This window comes from Roseivivax halotolerans, assembly GCF_900115815.1.
Classification (GTDB): Bacteria; Pseudomonadota; Alphaproteobacteria; order Rhodobacterales; family Rhodobacteraceae; genus Roseivivax; species Roseivivax halotolerans.
In genome coordinates, this window is the sequence record NZ_FOXV01000004.1 from 88,558 (window position 1) to 104,876 (window position 16,319).

The window sequence follows — 16,319 nt, forward strand, 5'->3', positions numbered from 1 at the left end:
CGCAGGATCGCCGGGCGATCCTGCTATTCCGCGGCCTCGGCGTAATCCTCCATCGGCGGGCATGTGCAGATGAGGTGGCGGTCGCCGTAGACGTTGTCGACGCGGTTGACCGGCGGCCAATACTTGTCGACGCGGAACGCACCTGCCGGAAAACAGCCTTCCTCTCGCGAATAGGGTCGGTCCCAGTCGCGCACGAGATCTTCCATCGTGTGGGGCGCGTGTTTCAACGGGTTGTTCTCCGCATCCATCCGGCCTTCCTCGATGGCGCGGATTTCCTCGCGGATGGCCAGCATCGCATCGCAGAACCGGTCGAGCTCGGCCTTGGTTTCGCTCTCCGTGGGCTCCACCATCAGCGTGCCGGCTACGGGCCAGGACATGGTCGGCGCGTGGAAGCCGCAATCCATCAGCCGCTTTGCGATGTCGTCGACCGTGACGCCCGCCGACTTCTGGAAGGGCCGCACGTCGAGGATGCATTCATGCGCAACACGTCCCTTCCGGCCCTTGTAGAGCACGTCGTAAGAACCTTCGAGGCGCTTGGCGATATAATTGGCGTTCAGGATCGCGACCTTGGTCGCTTGCGTCAGCCCCGCGCCGCCGGTCATCTTGATATAAGCCCAGGAGATCGGCAGCAGAGACGGCGAGCCAAAGGGTGCGGCGGAGACCGGGCCGGGTCCGTCCTCGGCTAGCGGATCGGAGGGCAGATGCTCCGCCAGATGCGCCTTCACACCGATCGGTCCCATACCGGGCCCTCCCCCGCCATGCGGAATGCAGAAGGTCTTGTGCAGGTTGAGGTGGCTCACATCGCCGCCCAGATCGCCCGGCTTCGAGAGCCCGACCATCGCGTTGAGGTTCGCCCCGTCGATATAGACCTGCCCGCCATGCTCATGCGTGATGGCGCAGACATCCTTCACGGTCTCCTCGAAGACGCCGTGCGTCGAGGGATAGGTGATCATGGTGCCGGCAAGCTCGGCCGAGTGTTTCTCGGCCTTGGCGCGGAAATCCTCGAGGTCGATGGACCCCATCTCGTCGCATTTCACCGCGACAACCTTCCAGCCCACCATCTGCGCGGAAGCCGGGTTGGTGCCATGCGCGTTGACCGGGATCAGGCAGACATTGCGGTGCCCTTCGCCCTTCGCGCGATGATAGGCGGCAATCGTCAACAGACCGGCATATTCGCCCTGAGCGCCGGAATTGGGCTGCATCGAGATCGCGTCATAGCCGGTAATCGCGCAGAGCTTGGCATTCAGATCGTCGATCAGCTGGGTGTAGCCCTCCGCCTGACCCTTCGGGCAGAACGGATGCAGCATCGAGAATTCGGGCCAGGACACCGGCATCATTTCCGCCGCCGAGTTCAGCTTCATGGTGCAGGAGCCAAGCGGGATCATCGCGCGGTCGAGCGCGAGGTCCCGATCGGCAAGCCGGCGCATATAGCGCATCATCTCGGTCTCGGCGCGGTTCATGTGGAAGACGTCGTGCTGCAGGTAATCGGAGGTGCGGAGCAGCGGATCGGGGAGCCGGTAGGTCTCGGCCTCGCGATAGCTCCGCTCGATCCCGAACGCACGCCAGACCGCCTCGATCTTCTCGGGCCGTGTCGTCTCGTCGAGGGTGATACCGACGCGGGTCTTGCCGACGGGCCGCAGGTTCACGCCCTCGCGCACCGCGCCCGCGAGGATGCCTTTCTGGAAGAGGCCGACATCGACGGTGATCGTGTCGAAGAATTCCGGGTTCTCGATGGCAAAGCCCGCCGCCTCAAGCCCCTCGGCCATCGCCGCGGTCTTCAGGTGAATGCGTTGCGCGATCGCCTTCAGCCCCTCGGGCCCGTGGAAGACCGCGTAGAAGCCCGCCATCACCGCCAGAAGCGCCTGCGCGGTGCAGACGTTCGAAGTCGCCTTCTCGCGGCGGATATGCTGCTCGCGCGTCTGCAGCGCGAGGCGGTAGGCGCGGTTGCCCTGCGCGTCGATGGACACGCCGACGATGCGTCCCGGCAGCGCGCGTTTATACGCATCCTTTGTCGCGATATAGGCCGCGTGCGGGCCGCCATAGCCCATCGGGACGCCGAAACGCTGGGTCGAGCCGACAGCGATATCCGCGCCCATCGCGCCCGGCTCTTTCAGAAGGCACAACGCCATCGGATCGGCGGAGACGATGCCGAGCGCGCCAGCCTCGTGGAGCGCCGCGATCGGATCAGAGAAGTCGGAAAGCCCGCCATAGGTGCCCGGATACTGGAAGATCGCGCCGAACACGGCCTCGGGATCGAGCGTCTCGGGCGCGCCGACCACCACCTCGATGCCGAGCGGCGCGGCCCGCGTCTTCATCACATGGATGTTCTGCGGATGGCAATTCTCGTCGATGAAGAAGCCCTTGGCCTTCGATTTTGCGCTCCGGAGCGCCATCGTCATCGCCTCGGCGCAGGCCGTCGCCTCGTCGAGAAGCGAGGCATTGGCGATCTCGAGCCCGGTAAGATCGGAGACCATCGTCTGGTAGTTCAGAAGCGCTTCGAGCCGGCCTTGGCTGATCTCCGGCTGATACGGCGTGTACGCGGTGTACCAGGCGGGATTCTCGAGGATGTTGCGCTGGATCGCGGGCGGCGTGACCGTGCCGTGATACCCCTGTCCGATCATCGTCGTCAGGACCTTGTTGCGCTTGGCGATCTGGCGCATCTCGAATATGAGCTGACGTTCGGAGAGCGGCGCGCCGAAATCGAGCGCGTCCTCCTGGCGGATCGCCTTCGGCACGGTCTCGTCGATCAGCGCGTCGAGATCGGCGACCTCGAGCCGCGCGAACATCTCGTCCATCTCGGAGGGAGACGGGCCGATATGGCGGCGGTTCGCGAAATCATACGGGTCGTAATCGGTCGGCTTAAAGCTCATGTCACATCTCGCTCTGTCATCGCGCCGGGCCGGATGCGCGTTGCGCGGCATCCGCCCGTCTGCCTCGTCAAGCGGCCGATGCGCCGCGTCGTCGTTCGCCTGGATGGCCGGCCGATCCGCGGCCGGCGGCGTCAGGCGATGAATTTCTTGTAGGCGGCCTCGTCCATGAAATCGTCGAGCACGGAGGCGTCCTCGATCTGCATCTTGAAGAACCACGCATCGCCTTCGGGGTCGTCGTTCACCTTGGAGGGATCGTCCACGATGGTCTCGTTCACCTCGACGATCTCGCCATCGATCGGGGCGAGGATATCCGAGGCGGCCTTGACGCTCTCGATCACGACGACCTCGTCATCCTTCGAGACCGTCTTGGGCGCATCCGGCAATTCGACGAAAACCACGTCGCCCAGCTGCTCGGCCGCGTGCACGGTGATGCCGACGGTCACGATGCCGTCCTCGTCGATGTCGAGCCATTCGTGCTCTTCGGTGTATTTCATGTCTTGCCTACCCTCGTTCTCTGTCAGCTCAGCGTTTGAAATTCGGCGCAACGAAGGGCAGCTTCGTTACGGTCACGGGCAATCTGCGGCCGCGCAGCTGGCCATATAGGACGGTGCCCGGCGCAGTCATCGCGGCGGGAACGTAGCCCATCGCGACAGGCCCCCCCGTGCTCGGCCCGAAGCCGCCCGACGTGATATGCCCGACCGGATCCGCGCCGTCTTCGGCGGCATAAAGCGGCACGCCTTCGCGCATCGGCGCGCGGCCCTCGGGTTTGAGGCCGACGCGCATGCGCGGGGCGCTTTCCGCCAGTTCTCGCAGGATTCGGTCCGCGCCCGGAAAGCCGCCTGACCGCGCACCATCGGCGCGGCGAATCTTCTGGATCGACCAGCTCAGGGCGGCCTCGACCGGCGAGGTGCCCGCATCGATGTCATGGCCGTAAAGGCAAAGGCCCGCCTCAAGGCGCAGCGAATCGCGCGCGCCGAGACCAATGGGGGCGACGTCCTCATGCGCCAGAAGCTTGCGTGCGAAGTTCTCCGCCGCATCGGCGGGCACGGACATCTCGAACCCGTCCTCGCCGGTGTAGCCGGAGCGCGACACCCAGATCTCGATCCCGTCCACCACGACGTCGCGCACATCCATGAAGCGCATCTCTGCAAGCTCGGGCGCGATGCCGGACAGAACCGCCTCGGCCTTCGGACCCTGGAGCGCCAGAAGCGCGCGGGTGGTGACGTGCTTGACGACGACACCCGGCTCGAGCCCCTCGCGCAGGCGCGCAAGATCCGGCTCCTTGCGAGCCGCGTTGACCACGACGAAGAGGTGATCGCCCTTGTTGGCGACCATGAGATCGTCTTCGATCCCGCCCTCATCGTTGGTCAGAAGCGCATAGCGCTGACGGCCTTCTTCGAGCCCCTGGATGTTCTGCGGCACCAACGCTTCGAGCGCGGCGCTGGCCGAGGCCTTGCGTGGCACCAGAATGACCTGTCCCATGTGGCTGACATCGAAAAGTCCCGCCTTCTCGCGCGTGTGAAGATGCTCTTTCAGCACGCCCATCGCGTATTGCACGGGCATCGAATAGCCCGCGAATTCCACCATCTTCGCGCCGAGCTCGACATGCAGCGCATGGAGCGGCGTCATCAGAAGGCCGTCTTCGGTCCGGGGTTCGTCTTCGGAAAGCTCGCTGCCATCGCAGCCGGCCGCATGCCCGCCATCCGGGCCGTGCGGCATCCCGCAGGCACAATCGTGGCTCTGCCAGTCCGAGTATGCGTCGGCGTCTTTCTCGCTCACGGCGTTCCCCCGTTGCTCGTCCGGATGAACTATCCGGCACGTATGGCGGCAGAGCAAGCCTCTGCCAGGAACGCCCCCTCTGTCCTTGCGCCTGAGATCGCTATCCCTTCGGCGGGCCCGCTGCTTTATTGTGCGAGCCTCTCTCCAGAGTGTCTTTCGGCAAAGGTCCTGCGGCCTGAGAGTTTCCGGGGCGGTTGCTCCTTCGGCACCGGCACGCGGCCGGTTCTCCCTTTGCTGATGCGCGTGACGTTAGCCTGCGTGTTCGGGACTCGCAACCGCCGCTTTGTCGTCCGGGAGATCGAACAGCGCCGCAAGCTCCGTATTGTCGACCACGAGGTCGGACACGGTCACGTTCTCGAGCGCCGCGAAAAAGGCTTCCATCGCGTTCTGCAACGACGCGCGAAGCCGGCAGGCATTCACGAGCGGGCAGGTATTCCCGCTTTCCTGGAAACACTCGACGATCGCGCCTTTCGACTCGAAATGACGAAACAACGTGCCGAGCGTGATATCTTCGGGGTTCATGCCGAGCATGAGGCCACCATGCCGTCCACGTCGCGTGGACAGGTAGCCGAGCTGCGCGAGCTGATTCACGATCTGCCCAAGATGGTGCTCCGAGGAATTGCAGCTGCGCGCAATCTCGGCTTTCGTAACCAGCTTATCCCTGTGGACCGTGCAATACATGAGTACGCGCACGGCGATGTTCGTTCTTTTATTGACGCGCATCGGACCGCCTCCCGAATGACGCTTGATTTGGCGGCGCACATGGTGAAGGGGCCGGTGCGCCGTTGATGTCCCTAACACGCCATCTTATTAAAAGCTATGACCACACCTTTTTTCTTCGGATACGGGTCTTTGGTGAACCAGAGAACCCACAGCAACCGGCCGGCGCACCTTGCGCGGGCAACCGGATGGCGGCGCGCCTGGGTCCATGTCGAGGCGCATCCGCTTGCGGTTCTGACCGCCGTGCCCGCGCCAGGTCACGAAATCGAAGGGCTGATCGCGGCCGTGCCGGGCGCGGATTGGCAGACGCTCGATACGCGCGAAAAGGAATACGACCGGCTCGACGCGACGACCGCCGTGCTGCACGAAGCCGGAGAGCTCAGATCCATCGCGATCTATTCCGTGCCCGAGGCGCGGCGGCGGCCCGCACACGAGGGCCGGCCGATCCTGCTCAGCTATCTCGACGTCGTGCTGCAGGGCTATCTCGACATGTTCGGCGAGGCCGGCGCTGTCCGGTTCTTCGAGACAACCGATGGCTGGGACAGCGCGCCCGTCCTCAACGATCGTCCGAGCCCGCGCTATCCCCGCGCGCAGGCACTGACCGGGGAAGAGACCGCCTGGATCGACGCCGCGCTCGCCGCGCGCGGGATCGACGTTCGTCCAGCTTAGCCTTTCCGGGCGCGCACCACCTGCATCAAGGGCATCACGTCGGCCATCTCGGGGCCGCGATCCATGCCCGTGACCGCACGGCGGAGCGGCATGAAGAGACCCTTGCCCTTGCGTCCCGTCTGCTCCTTGACCGCCTGCGTCCATGTGGACCAGGTGTCCGCATCGTAGGGCGGCTCGGGCAGAAGCGTCATCGCCTCGGCCACGAAGGCTTCGTCCTCGGGATCGATCTTCGGCTCCGCTCCTTCGGAGAACATCGTCCACCAGGCCGCAAGATCGCGGCGCGTGGTGATGTTGTCGCGGGCCACCTGCCAGAAGAGCGGCGCCTTGTCCTCGGGCACGCCAAGCGCTGTGATCTCGCTCGCGACATCCTCATAGGGCAACTGGTGCAGCTTGCGCGCCGTCAGCGGATAGAGGTCGTTCACGTCGAACTTCGTGGGCGCCGAGCCGAATTGCGACAGCTCGAAGCCGTCCGCGATCTCGGCGAGCGACAGGCGCAGCTCCACTGGCTGCGAAGAGCCGAGCCGCGCCATCAGCGACAACAGCGCTTCGGGTTCAATCCCGGCCTCGCGAAGATCTTTGAGCGCGAGCGTGCCGAGCCGCTTGGACAGGCTCTCGCCGGCAGGGCCCGTGAGCAGCGAGTGATGCGCGAAGACCGGATGATCCGCGCCAAGGGCGGCCATGATCTGGATCTGCGTCGCGGTGTTGGTGACGTGGTCCGAGCCTCGCACCACGTGCGTGATGCCGAATTCGACGTCATCGACCACGGAGGCGAGCGTGTAGAGGAACTGGCCATCCGCGCGGATCAGCACAGGGTCCGAGACCGAGGCCGCATCGATGGAGATCGGCCCGAGGATGCCGTCCTCCCACTCGATCCGCTGATGATCGAGCTTGAAGCGCCAATGGCCATCGCCGCGCTCGGCGCGCAGCGCGTCCTTCTCTGCATCGCTGAGCGCGAGGGCGGCACGGTCATAGACCGGCGGCCGGCCCATGTTGAGCTGCTTCTTGCGCTTGAGGTCGAGCTCGGTCGGCGTCTCGAATGCCTCGTAGAACCGGCCTTTCTCGCGCAGATCGTCCGCGGCTGCGTGATAGCGGTCGAGCCGCTCGGATTGCCGCTCGACGCGGTCCCAGCCAAGGCCGAGCCATTCGAGATCACGCTTGATCCCGTCGACATATTCCTCGCGCGAGCGTTCGGGATCGGTGTCGTCGATCCGCAGGATGAACGTGCCGCCCTCTTTCTTCGCGATGAGCCAGTTCATCAGGGCGGTGCGCAGGTTGCCCACGTGGATATGGCCAGTGGGAGACGGGGCAAAGCGGGTGACGGTCATGCGGCGCGGTCCGGGATCTGAGGGCTGAAATACGAGGGCGTCGTGTTTCACAAAGCCTCGCCCTTGTCCATATCGACCCCTTGCAGAGGCTCCGGCCCTCCGCCAAGCCTGAGGCGGTGAAATCCGGAGACGAGCCATGCGCGCCTTTCTTGCCCTGCCCCTGCCCGCCTCGGATGCCGAAGTGCTCGAAGCGATGGGGGATCGGCTGGGGTTCGGCTCGGTCGTTCCGGCCGAGAACATGCACCTGACGCTCGCATTCCTCGGCGAGGTCGAAGAGCCGCTTCTGCGCGAAGCGGCGGATGCGCTGGAGACGCTGCAGCCGCCGGCCTTTTCGTTTCGCCTCTCGGGTCTGTCGACCTATGGCACCGCCCTTGCACTCGACGCCGATGGCGGCGCGGCGCTGAGCGATCTGCAGGCACGTGTGAAATCCCGGCTCACGGGCGCGGGGCTCGTTCTGGAGCGGAGGCGCTTTCGCCCCCATGTCACGTTCGCCCGGCTCCCCGAGCGGCGCACGCCTGAGGAGGAACGCAAGTTCGCCGCGTTCCTCGCCCATGAAAGCACGATGCGGATCGACGAGGTGCCCGCCCGCAAATTCGTGCTTTACGAGTCGATCCTGACGAAATCGGGCGCGGTCCACGAGCCGCTCGCCGAATTCGAATTGGCCTAGGGCCGGTATCCGACAAGAAATCGGCCCGGATTTCGATGTGAAATCCGGGCCGAGCGAGTTTCGTACTCAAAGAAACGGGCTTTTTCGCAAAGCCTCGGCTTAGGCGATGATCTTGGAGGTGACGTCCACTAGGCGCTTGGCCTGCGCCGCGACGGCTTGCTTCAGCTTGTCGTCGAACTCGCCTGCCACGACCGACACGCCGTAGGGGTTGCCGCCAGCCTCGAACTGGATCGGATCGGCATAGGCGGGCGTGACCGGAATCGCGCCCCAGTGCATCGTGCTGGTGTAAAACCCGAGCAGCGTCGTCTCGTGGCCGCCATGCAACGTCTTTGCGGAGGTGGTCGCCGTCACGGTCTTGTTGACGAGCTTGCCCTCTTGCCAGATCGGCCCGAGCGTATCGATGAAGGCGCGCATCTGGCTCGTCACCGAGCCGTAGCGCGTGGGCGAGGAGAAGAAGTAGCCGTCGGCCCAGAGCATATCGTCATGGCTCACCTCGGGGATGTCCGACATGGCGTCGAGCTGTTCCTTCCAGGCATCCTGCGACTCGACGACCTCTTTCGGAGCGGTCTCGGCGATGCGGCGCAAACGCACCTCGGCGCCGGCCTCTTTCAATGCGGCTTCGGCTTCCTTTGCGATGGCGTGGTTCGTGCCGTAAGTGGAGTAGAAAATGACTGCGATTTTCGGAGCGGACATGACCGATCTTCCCTTTGTTGCGTTACGGGCCAGAACGTATGTCAAAGCCGCCCGTTCCGCCTCGCGAGAGACCGCACAATGAGTGTTCGAAAGAGCGCGAGCCTCGCGGAGATGGAGGCTATGGCACGGCGCACGATCGAGGCCCTGCCCGCGGAATTCGCCAGAGGCGCGCAAGACATCGTGCTGCGCGTGGAGGACTGGCCCGAGCCGGACATGCTCGATGAGCTGGGTCTCGAGGATGCGCTGGAGCTGACAGGACTCTACGACGGCATTCCCATGACCGAAAAGAGCTTCGCCGACCCCGCGCCCTGGCCCGACACGATCTGGCTCTTTCGCGAACCGATCCTCGCAGAATGGCGCGACCGCGGCGATGTGACGATCGAGGATCTCGTCGCGCATGTCACCGTGCACGAGCTCGCGCATCATTTCGGCTGGTCGGACGAGGACATCGCCGTCATCGACCGCTGGTGGGAATAAGGCTCACGCCTTCCCGTCGCGCCACCTGTTCACGATCGGGTAGCGACGGTCGAGCCAGAAGGCCTTCGGCGTGAGCCGCGTTCCGGGCGCGGATTGGAAGCGCTTGTATTCCGACAGGTAAAGCAGACGCTCGGCCTTGACCGCGTCTTCGCGGGAATACCCTTCAGCGACGCAATCCTCGATGGAGCCGTCGCCTTCGATCAGGATCTCGAGGATACCGTCGAGGATGTCGTATTCGGGCAGGCTGTCGCTGTCCTTCTGATCCGCCGCAAGCTCCGCCGAGGGGGGCTTGGAGATCACACGCTCGGGCATCACCGCGCTATCCGGGCCCTTCATCCAAGGCCTGTGATTGGCGTTGCGCCAACGGCAGGTCTCGAAAACGCGGGTCTTGTAGAGATCCTTGATCGGATTGTAGCCGCCCGCCATGTCACCGTAGATCGTGGCGTAGCCGACCGCGACCTCGGACTTGTTGCCGGTGGTCAGGAGCATCTCGCCGAACTTGTTCGACAGCGCCATCAGCAGCAGACCCCTGAGGCGCGATTGCAGGTTCTCTTCGGTCACGTCCGGCGAGCGGCCCTCGAAGAGCGGCGCGAGCGTTGCGGTGATCGCATCTCGGCCCTCGGTGATCGGCACGAAATCGTAGTGGCAGCCAAGCATCCGGGCGACGGCCTTGGCATCTTCGAGCGAGTGCACCGACGTGTATTCCGATGGCAGCATCACACAGCGCACGTTCTCGGGCCCGATCGCATCGGCGGCGATGGCGGCGACGAGCGCGGAATCGACGCCCCCCGACAGCCCTAGCAACACGCGGGAAAAGCCCGACTTGCCTAGATAGTCGCGCAGGCCCTCGACCATGGCGCGGTAATCCTGTTCCCAGGCGTCCGGTTGCGGCGCGACCGGACCTGCCTCGGCGCGCCAGCCCTCAGGGGTGCGAATGAGCGTCAGATGCGCGATCTCCTCGTCGAAGACCGGCAAGCGACAGGCGAGCTTGCCGCCGGGGTTCAGAACGAAGGAGCCGCCGTCGAAGACCTGATCGTCCTGGCCGCCCACCATGTTGAGGTAGATCAGCGGCAGGCCGGTCTCGACCGTCCGCGCGACCATATGCGTCAGGCGCAGATCATACTTGTCGCGATGATAGGGAGAGCCGTTGGGCACGAGCAGAAACTCCGCCCCGGTCTCTTCGTGGGTCTCGGCCACGTCCTCGTACCAGGCGTCCTCGCAGATCGGGCTGCCGATCCGGACGCCGCCGATGGCGTAGGGTCCGCCGAGCGGCCCGGTGGAGTAGAGCCGCTCTTCGTCGAAGACCGCATCGTTCGGTAAATGGTGCTTGAGCACCGCGTGACGCACGGTCCCGCCCTCGAGGATCAGGTAGGCGTTGTAGAGCTCGGCCCCTTCCAACCAAGGCCCGCCGATGGCGAGCGCGGGTCCGTCGCTGCATTCCTCGGCCAGACGGCGCACCGTCTCGATGGCAGCGGTGTGGAAGGCCGGTTTGCGGACGAGATCCTGCGTCTGGTAGCCCGTTATGAACATCTCGGGCAGCGCCACAAGGTCCGCGCCCGCCGCGCGCCCGGCCTCCCAGGCCTCGCGGGCCTTGGCGGCGTTGCCCGCAAGATCGCCCAGCGTCGGGTTGAGCTGCGCCAGTGTGATCCGGAAGGTATCGGCCATGTCGCCTCGCCTGAATTGCCTTTGGCGGGGACATAGCAGAACCCCGCGCAAGGGGAACCCGTCGCCGCGCCCGCCCCCGAAACCCGTTGTGCCCGGCCCCCGCCTTGACTACCTTCGTGGCAAGCCCGCAACACGCGGCCAACATGGCGGGAAAGAGCAGCATGGCATCCTTTCGGAACTACTCGCACGCGGCCCTGATCGCCGCACTGGCCCTTTCGGGCGGCATGGCGACCGCGCAGGACGGCGAGGTCATTACCAAGCAATACGACGATGGCGGCGTCTACGAGGGGACCTTCCAGGATGGCCTCCAGCACGGCGAGGGCACCTACACGCTGCCGAACGGCTACGAGTATTCGGGGCAATGGGTCGAAGGCGAGATCCGCGGCACCGGCACCGCCCGCTTTCCGAACGGGTCGGTCTATGAAGGCGAGTTCGAAGCCGGCAAGCCCGACGGCGTCGGCAAGATCATCTTCGCCGATGGCGGCACCTACGAGGGCACCTGGGTCGACGGCAAGATCACCGGCCAGGGCATTGCGGTCTATGCCAACGGCGTGCGCTACGAAGGCTCCTTCCGCAACGCGCTCCATCACGGGCGCGGGACCATGACCTCCCCCGGCGGCTACGTCTACGAGGGCGACTGGGTCAACGGCACCAAGGAAGGCAACGGCACGATCACCTATCCCGACGGCTCGCTCTACGAGGGCCGCGTCGCGGACGGCAAGCGTGACGGCGAAGGCAAACTCACCATGCCCGACGGTCTGATCTACGAAGGTATGTGGGATGACGGCCAGATCGACGGGACCGGCAAGCTGACCCAGCCGAACGGCGATGTCTACGAAGGCGAGCTCGTCGCGGGCCGCCGCGAGGGCCAGGGCCGCGTGACCTACGAGAACGGCGATACCTATGAGGGTCAGTTCGCGAACGACCAGCGCGAAGGGCAAGGCACGTTCGAGGGTCAGGACGGCTATGTCTATACCGGCAATTGGGTCGCCGGGGAGATCCAGGGCCAGGGGCGCGTCACGTATCCTGACGGCTCGGTCTATGAAGGCAGCTTCAGCGACGGGCTTGCGGACGGTGAAGGAACGATCACCTATCCCGACGGATCGACCTATGCGGGCGATTGGGTCGGCGGCGTCATCGAGGGCGAAGGCCGGGCCGAATACGCCAACGGTCTCGTCTACGAGGGCGGCTTCCGCAATGCGCGCAACCACGGCCAGGGCGTGATGACCTATCCCGACGGCTATCGCTACGAAGGCGGCTGGATCGACGGCGAGCGCGAGGGCGAAGGCACCGCGACCTATCCCGACGGCACGGTCTATACCGGCGAGTTCGAGGACGGCCAACGCCACGGGCAAGGCCGGATGGAGATGCCCGACGGCTTCATCTACGAAGGTGCCTGGGAGAACGGAGAGATCTCCGGCCAGGGCGTCGCCACCTATGCCAACGGCGATGTCTACGAAGGCACGTTCGCGGCGGGCAAACGCCAGGGCGAGGGAACGATGCGGTATGCCACCGGCGAGGAAGCCAGCGGCGATTGGGTCAACGGCGCGCTTGCCGAAGGCGCGGCCGAGGAAGCGCCCGACACGCCCGCGGCTCCCGAAGCCAGCGACGAGACGCAGGACAACACGACGGAGTGATCGCTGCCTCCGGGAACGGGTCAGCCTGCCCGACAGTTCGCCCGATGTGATTTCATCGAGGAGAGCGTCATGGGCTACGCCACCGGAGACCGCGTCGAATGGGATTGGGGCCAAGGCACCGCCTCGGGCGAGATCGTGGAGCGCTTCACACAGGAGGTGACGCGCACGATCAAGGGCAGCGAGATCACGCGCCATGCCAGCGTCGACGAGCCGGCGTTTCTCATCAAGCAGGATGACGGCACGCGCGTCCTCAAATCCGTCACAGAAATCAGGAAGGCGTGACGGCGGGATATTCCCGCTCGCGCCGTGACCGGCAAGCGGCTAGCCCTGTCCTCGTCGATCGCGAGGAAAGGGAACCATCATGCCGACGGAAAAGCTCACCTTCGAAGGCGCGCATGGCAACTCGCTTGCCGGACGGCTCGACCTGCCGCGCGGCGAGCCGCGGGCGGCGGCGCTCTTCGCCCATTGCTTCACCTGCGGGAAGGATATCGCGGCCGCGCGCCGGATCGCGGGACGTCTGACCGCCGAGGGCTTCGCGGTCCTGCGTTTCGATTTCACCGGGCTCGGTCATTCCGGCGGCGAGTTCGAGAACACATCCTTCACCTCGAACGTCGCTGACCTCATCGCCGCGTCAGAGGCACTGGCCGCGAAGGGTCTTGCCCCGTCCCTGCTCATCGGGCACTCGCTCGGCGGAGCGGCGGTCCTCAAAGCGGCCGCCGAAATCCCGAGCGCCCGCGCGATTGCCACGATCGGCGCGCCGTTCGATCCCGGCCATGTAACGCATAACTTTTCGGATGCGCTGGACCGGATCGAGGCAGACGGCGTGGCGGAAGTCTCTCTTGCCGGTCGCCCCTTTCGCATCAGCCGCGACTTCGTCCGCGATGTGAGCTCCGCAGAGCTCGGCCCCGCGATCGCGGGTTTGCGCCGCGCGCTTCTCGTTCTGCACGCGCCGCGAGATGCGACGGTCGGGATCGAGAACGCCACCCAGATCTTCAGCGCGGCGAAACATCCCAAGAGCTTCGTTACGCTCGACGAGGCCGATCACCTCGTCAGCCGCATCGCGGATGCCGAATACGCGGCCGCCATCATCTCGGCTTGGGCGGAGCGTTATCTCGATCTTGAAGAGCCCGAACCACATCCGCATGCGCCCGAGGGCATCGTCCGCGTCTCCGAGAACGATCCCAACGGATTCCTGCAGGATGTCGTCACCGCGAGCCACCACATCCTTGCCGATGAGCCGACCTCGGTCGGCGGCACGGATCTGGGGCTGACGCCCTACAACCTTCTCTCCGCCGCGCTGGGGGCCTGCACGGCGATGACGATCCGGATGTATGCGCGGCGCAAGGGACTGCCGCTCGCCCATGTCGAGGTGGATGTGAGCCACGACAAGGTGCATGCCGAGGACGCCGCGACCGGCGAGGCGCGCAAAATCGACCAGTTCTTGCGAGTCGTGACGCTCGAAGGCGCGCTCGATGAAGCGGCGCGGGCCAAACTCCTCGAGATCGCGGACAAGTGTCCGGTTCACCGCACGCTCGAACACGGCGCGCGGATCGAAACCCGGCTCGCCTGAGCGCTCAGACCACCTCGCCGTCCGATAAGCGTTTCAGGAAATCCTCGGCCTCGGCGCGGATCGTCGCCTTCTTGTCGTCCTTCATCCGGTCCCATGTGCCATACATCTGAGCCATGCGCGGGTTCTTCTCGAACCGCTCGCGGTGGCGATCCATGAAGTGCCAGTAAAGGACGTTGAACGGGCAGGCACCCTCCCCTGTCTTCTGTTTCACGCTGTAATGACAGTCGCCGCAGTAATCCGACATCCGGTCGATATAGGAGCCTGACGAGACGTAGGGTTTCGAGGCGATCACGCCGCCATCGGCGAACTGGCTCATACCGACCGTGTTGGGCGCTGTGACCCATTCGAACGCATCGAAATAGACGCGCATATACCAATCCTCGACCTCGGCCGGGTCGATCCCGCAGAGCAGCGCGAAATTGCCCGTGACCATCAGACGCTGGATATGGTGAGCGTAGGCCTCTTCCTTGGTCTCCTCCACGGCCTTCGAGAGGCAGCGCATCTTCGTCTCCTGCCCCCAATAAAGCGGCGGCAGCTTGCGCTGATGGTTGAGCCAGTTACGCCGCGGATAATCCGGCCCTTCGCGGAAATAGATGGCGCGCATGTATTCGCGCCAGCCGATGACCTGACGGATATAGCCTTCGACGGCGTTGATCGGCGCGTGACCCTCGCGCCAGGCTTCCTCGACCGCCTCGCAGACCTCACGGGGATCGAGGAGGCCGATATTCATGTAGCCCGAGATCACCGAGTGATAGAGGAACCGGTTGTCCCCCATCATCGCGTCCTGGAAATCGCCGAAGCGCGGCAGGGCGTGCTTGACGAAATGCGTCAGCGCCCGGCGCGCCTGACCCTGATCGGTCGCGAACCAGAACGGGCGCACGTCGCCGAAGGAATTACCGAAGCGGCGTTCGACGAGGTCGAGCACCTCTTCTACCGTCTCGTCGGGCGTGAACTCCATCGGCCCGCCGAACGCGACCTCGTCGGGCGCAGGCTTGCGGTTGTCGTGGTCGAAATTCCACTGCCCGCCCGCAGGCTCGCCATCCTCCATGAGGATGCCGAGATGTTTCCGCATCTCGCGGTAGAAATACTCCATCCGAAGCGTCTTGCGCCCCTTGGCCCACTCCTCGAACCATCCCAGATCGGTGAGGAAGCGGTCGTCGGCGAGTTGCCGAACCTTGAGGCCCATCTCGTCCAGAGCCTCGATCAGGCGGAACTCGCCGGGCTGCGTGGCGATGACCTCCGTGGCGCCGGTTTCCTCGGCGCGGCGCGTCAGTTCGCCGGGAATGGAGCCGGAATTGTCGGTATCGTCGAGCTGCGTGTAGCGCACATCCCAGCCATCCTCCTGCAGCCGGGCCGCGAACTTCCGCATGGCGGCGAAGATGAACGCGATCTTCTTGGGATGGTGCTGCACGTAAGTCGCCTCATCGGCGACCTCGGCCATCACCACGACATCCGTCTCGCGATCCGCTTCCTTGAGTGCCGACAATGTCTCGGAGAGCTGATCGCCCAATACCAGAACGAGCCGGGTCACCAGACGATCTCCTCGAAGGCGTAATCGTAAAAACCGCCCGTATGCTCTGGCGTCAGCTGCTCGAAAAGATCGCAAAGCCGCTCGGCCGCTTTCTCCGCCGTCACGGTCGGATGATTGTCCGCGTATTTCTCGGTGAAAGGCGTCTCTACGGTGCCGGGATGCAGCGCCACGCAGGACAGATGCCGGTAGGAGCGCCCGAACTCGATGGCGGCTGTATGCACGAGCTGGTTTACGGCCGCCTTCGCGGTGCGGTAGGAATACCAGCCGCCGATACCGTTATCGCCGATCGATCCGACCCGCGCCGAGAGCACCGCCATCACCGCCGATTCGCGCCGGGGCACGAGGCGGATCGCGTGTTTCAGCACGAGCGCGGGGCCGACAGCATTCAGCCGGAATTGATCCATCATCGCCTTGGGATCGAGATCGCGGATCGTTTTCTCGGGCGTCGCGCCATCGATCTCGAGCGCACCGGTCGCGCAGAACACCAGATCGAACGGTCCTTCGAGACCGCCCAGATGTTTCTCGACCGACGCCTCGTCAGTCACGTCGAGCCCGTCCTCCGACCGCGACAGCCCCGTCACCTGAAGCCCGCGTTTTTCGAGCTCCGCTACCACCGCCGAGCCGATACCGCCCGACGCTCCGATCACCAATGCGTTTTTCATGGAGCGCGAGCTAGCCTCGTGCCGTGGCGCTTCAAGCGCGGCTCACGGCCTTCG

General features: G+C 64.9%; 15 protein-coding genes and 2 riboswitches. Of the genes, 6 read left to right on the forward strand and 9 right to left on the reverse strand.

Annotation, left to right across the window (positions count from 1 at the left end):
- Positions 1-23: 23 nt before the first annotated feature.
- The 4 genes from gcvP to BM171_RS07420 form a co-directional block, all read right to left on the reverse strand.
- Positions 24-2,870 carry an aminomethyl-transferring glycine dehydrogenase gene (gene gcvP / locus BM171_RS07405; RefSeq protein WP_093010207.1) on the reverse strand — a complete coding sequence of 949 codons (2,847 nt, stop codon included), beginning with the start codon at positions 2,868-2,870 and terminating at the stop codon, positions 24-26.
- Between the two features lie 131 nt (positions 2,871-3,001).
- Positions 3,002-3,364: a glycine cleavage system protein GcvH gene (gene gcvH / locus BM171_RS07410; RefSeq protein WP_093010208.1), complete on the reverse strand. Its 363-nt coding sequence runs from the start codon at positions 3,362-3,364 to the stop codon at positions 3,002-3,004.
- A gap of 28 nt (positions 3,365-3,392) precedes the next feature.
- Complete coding sequence (gcvT, locus tag BM171_RS07415) at positions 3,393-4,499, reverse strand: glycine cleavage system aminomethyltransferase GcvT (protein ID WP_093010532.1); 1,107 nt, start codon at positions 4,497-4,499, stop codon at positions 3,393-3,395.
- A 225-nt stretch (positions 4,500-4,724) separates the two neighbouring features.
- Positions 4,725-4,801: riboswitch (glycine riboswitch) on the reverse strand.
- A gap of 1 nt (position 4,802) precedes the next feature.
- Positions 4,803-4,890, reverse strand: a riboswitch (glycine riboswitch).
- Between the two features lie 8 nt (positions 4,891-4,898).
- Positions 4,899-5,372, reverse strand: a complete 474-nt coding sequence (locus BM171_RS07420) for an RrF2 family transcriptional regulator (RefSeq protein WP_093010209.1) — start codon at positions 5,370-5,372, stop codon at positions 4,899-4,901.
- 96 nt (positions 5,373-5,468) lie between these two features.
- Between BM171_RS07420 and BM171_RS07425 the strand changes: the two genes are divergently transcribed.
- Positions 5,469-6,038, forward strand: coding sequence for a gamma-glutamylcyclotransferase family protein (locus BM171_RS07425; RefSeq protein WP_093010210.1), 570 nt, complete (start codon positions 5,469-5,471; stop codon positions 6,036-6,038).
- On the opposite strand, the gene gltX is transcribed toward BM171_RS07425, so the two are convergent.
- Complete coding sequence (gene gltX / locus BM171_RS07430) at positions 6,035-7,363, reverse strand: glutamate--tRNA ligase (RefSeq protein WP_093010211.1); 1,329 nt, start codon at positions 7,361-7,363, stop codon at positions 6,035-6,037. The genes BM171_RS07425 and gltX overlap by 4 nt on opposite strands.
- A 136-nt stretch (positions 7,364-7,499) precedes the next feature.
- Here gltX and thpR point away from each other — a divergent pair, with 136 nt between their 5' ends.
- Complete coding sequence (gene thpR, locus BM171_RS07435) at positions 7,500-8,030, forward strand: RNA 2',3'-cyclic phosphodiesterase (RefSeq protein ID WP_093010212.1); 531 nt, start codon at positions 7,500-7,502, stop codon at positions 8,028-8,030.
- 99 nt (positions 8,031-8,129) lie between these two features.
- Here the strand turns inward: thpR and BM171_RS07440 are convergent, their stop codons facing one another.
- Positions 8,130-8,723, reverse strand: a complete 594-nt coding sequence (locus BM171_RS07440) for an NAD(P)H-dependent oxidoreductase (RefSeq protein ID WP_093010213.1) — start codon at positions 8,721-8,723, stop codon at positions 8,130-8,132.
- A gap of 78 nt (positions 8,724-8,801) precedes the next feature.
- Between BM171_RS07440 and BM171_RS07445 the strand changes: the two genes are divergently transcribed.
- Positions 8,802-9,200, forward strand: a complete 399-nt coding sequence (locus BM171_RS07445) for a metallopeptidase family protein (protein ID WP_093010214.1) — start codon at positions 8,802-8,804, stop codon at positions 9,198-9,200.
- A 3-nt stretch (positions 9,201-9,203) separates the two neighbouring features.
- On the opposite strand, the gene BM171_RS07450 is transcribed toward BM171_RS07445, so the two are convergent.
- Positions 9,204-10,865, reverse strand: coding sequence for an NAD+ synthase (locus BM171_RS07450; protein ID WP_093010215.1), 1,662 nt, complete (start codon positions 10,863-10,865; stop codon positions 9,204-9,206).
- Positions 10,866-11,026: 161 nt separating this feature from the next.
- Here BM171_RS07450 and BM171_RS07455 point away from each other — a divergent pair, with 161 nt between their 5' ends.
- The 3 genes from BM171_RS07455 to BM171_RS07465 all read left to right on the forward strand — a co-directional run bounded on the left by BM171_RS07455 (position 11,027) and on the right by BM171_RS07465 (position 14,072).
- Positions 11,027-12,502, forward strand: a complete 1,476-nt coding sequence (locus BM171_RS07455; RefSeq protein WP_175497511.1) for an MORN repeat-containing protein — start codon at positions 11,027-11,029, stop codon at positions 12,500-12,502.
- A 69-nt stretch (positions 12,503-12,571) separates the two neighbouring features.
- Complete coding sequence (locus tag BM171_RS07460; protein WP_093010216.1) at positions 12,572-12,784, forward strand: hypervirulence associated TUDOR domain-containing protein; 213 nt, start codon at positions 12,572-12,574, stop codon at positions 12,782-12,784.
- 79 nt (positions 12,785-12,863) lie between these two features.
- A complete protein-coding gene (locus tag BM171_RS07465; protein ID WP_093010217.1) occupies positions 12,864-14,072 on the forward strand; it encodes a bifunctional alpha/beta hydrolase/OsmC family protein in 1,209 nt (402 codons plus the stop codon).
- 4 nt (positions 14,073-14,076) lie between these two features.
- Here BM171_RS07465 and BM171_RS07470 read toward each other — a convergent pair whose 3' ends face one another.
- Together BM171_RS07470 and BM171_RS07475 are read right to left on the reverse strand one after the other, a co-directional pair.
- The gene (locus BM171_RS07470; RefSeq protein WP_175497512.1) at positions 14,077-15,603 is read right to left on the reverse strand and encodes a cryptochrome/photolyase family protein; all 1,527 of its coding nucleotides are present in this window, start codon (positions 15,601-15,603) and stop codon (positions 14,077-14,079) included.
- Positions 15,600-16,265, reverse strand: coding sequence for an SDR family NAD(P)-dependent oxidoreductase (locus tag BM171_RS07475; RefSeq protein ID WP_093010218.1), 666 nt, complete (start codon positions 16,263-16,265; stop codon positions 15,600-15,602). Before BM171_RS07475 ends, BM171_RS07470 begins: the two co-directional genes overlap by 4 nt.
- Positions 16,266-16,319 lie beyond the last annotated feature (54 nt).

Coding starts and splice junctions, on each gene's coding strand:
- gcvP (WP_093010207.1), bottom strand. CDS start 2,870: ATGAGCTTTAAGCCGACCGATTACGACCCGTATGATTTCGCGAACCGC.
- gcvH (WP_093010208.1), bottom strand. CDS start 3,364: ATGAAATACACCGAAGAGCACGAATGGCTCGACATCGACGAGGACGGC.
- gcvT (WP_093010532.1), bottom strand. CDS start 4,499: ATGACGCCGCTCCATGCGCTGCATGTCGAGCTCGGCGCGAAGATGGTG.
- BM171_RS07420 (WP_093010209.1), bottom strand. CDS start 5,372: ATGCGCGTCAATAAAAGAACGAACATCGCCGTGCGCGTACTCATGTAT.
- BM171_RS07425 (WP_093010210.1), top strand. CDS start 5,469: ATGACCACACCTTTTTTCTTCGGATACGGGTCTTTGGTGAACCAGAGA.
- gltX (WP_093010211.1), bottom strand. CDS start 7,363: ATGACCGTCACCCGCTTTGCCCCGTCTCCCACTGGCCATATCCACGTG.
- thpR (WP_093010212.1), top strand. CDS start 7,500: ATGCGCGCCTTTCTTGCCCTGCCCCTGCCCGCCTCGGATGCCGAAGTG.
- BM171_RS07440 (WP_093010213.1), bottom strand. CDS start 8,723: ATGTCCGCTCCGAAAATCGCAGTCATTTTCTACTCCACTTACGGCACG.
- BM171_RS07445 (WP_093010214.1), top strand. CDS start 8,802: ATGAGTGTTCGAAAGAGCGCGAGCCTCGCGGAGATGGAGGCTATGGCA.
- BM171_RS07450 (WP_093010215.1), bottom strand. CDS start 10,865: ATGGCCGATACCTTCCGGATCACACTGGCGCAGCTCAACCCGACGCTG.
- BM171_RS07455 (WP_175497511.1), top strand. CDS start 11,027: ATGGCATCCTTTCGGAACTACTCGCACGCGGCCCTGATCGCCGCACTG.
- BM171_RS07460 (WP_093010216.1), top strand. CDS start 12,572: ATGGGCTACGCCACCGGAGACCGCGTCGAATGGGATTGGGGCCAAGGC.
- BM171_RS07465 (WP_093010217.1), top strand. CDS start 12,864: ATGCCGACGGAAAAGCTCACCTTCGAAGGCGCGCATGGCAACTCGCTT.
- BM171_RS07475 (WP_093010218.1), bottom strand. CDS start 16,265: ATGAAAAACGCATTGGTGATCGGAGCGTCGGGCGGTATCGGCTCGGCG.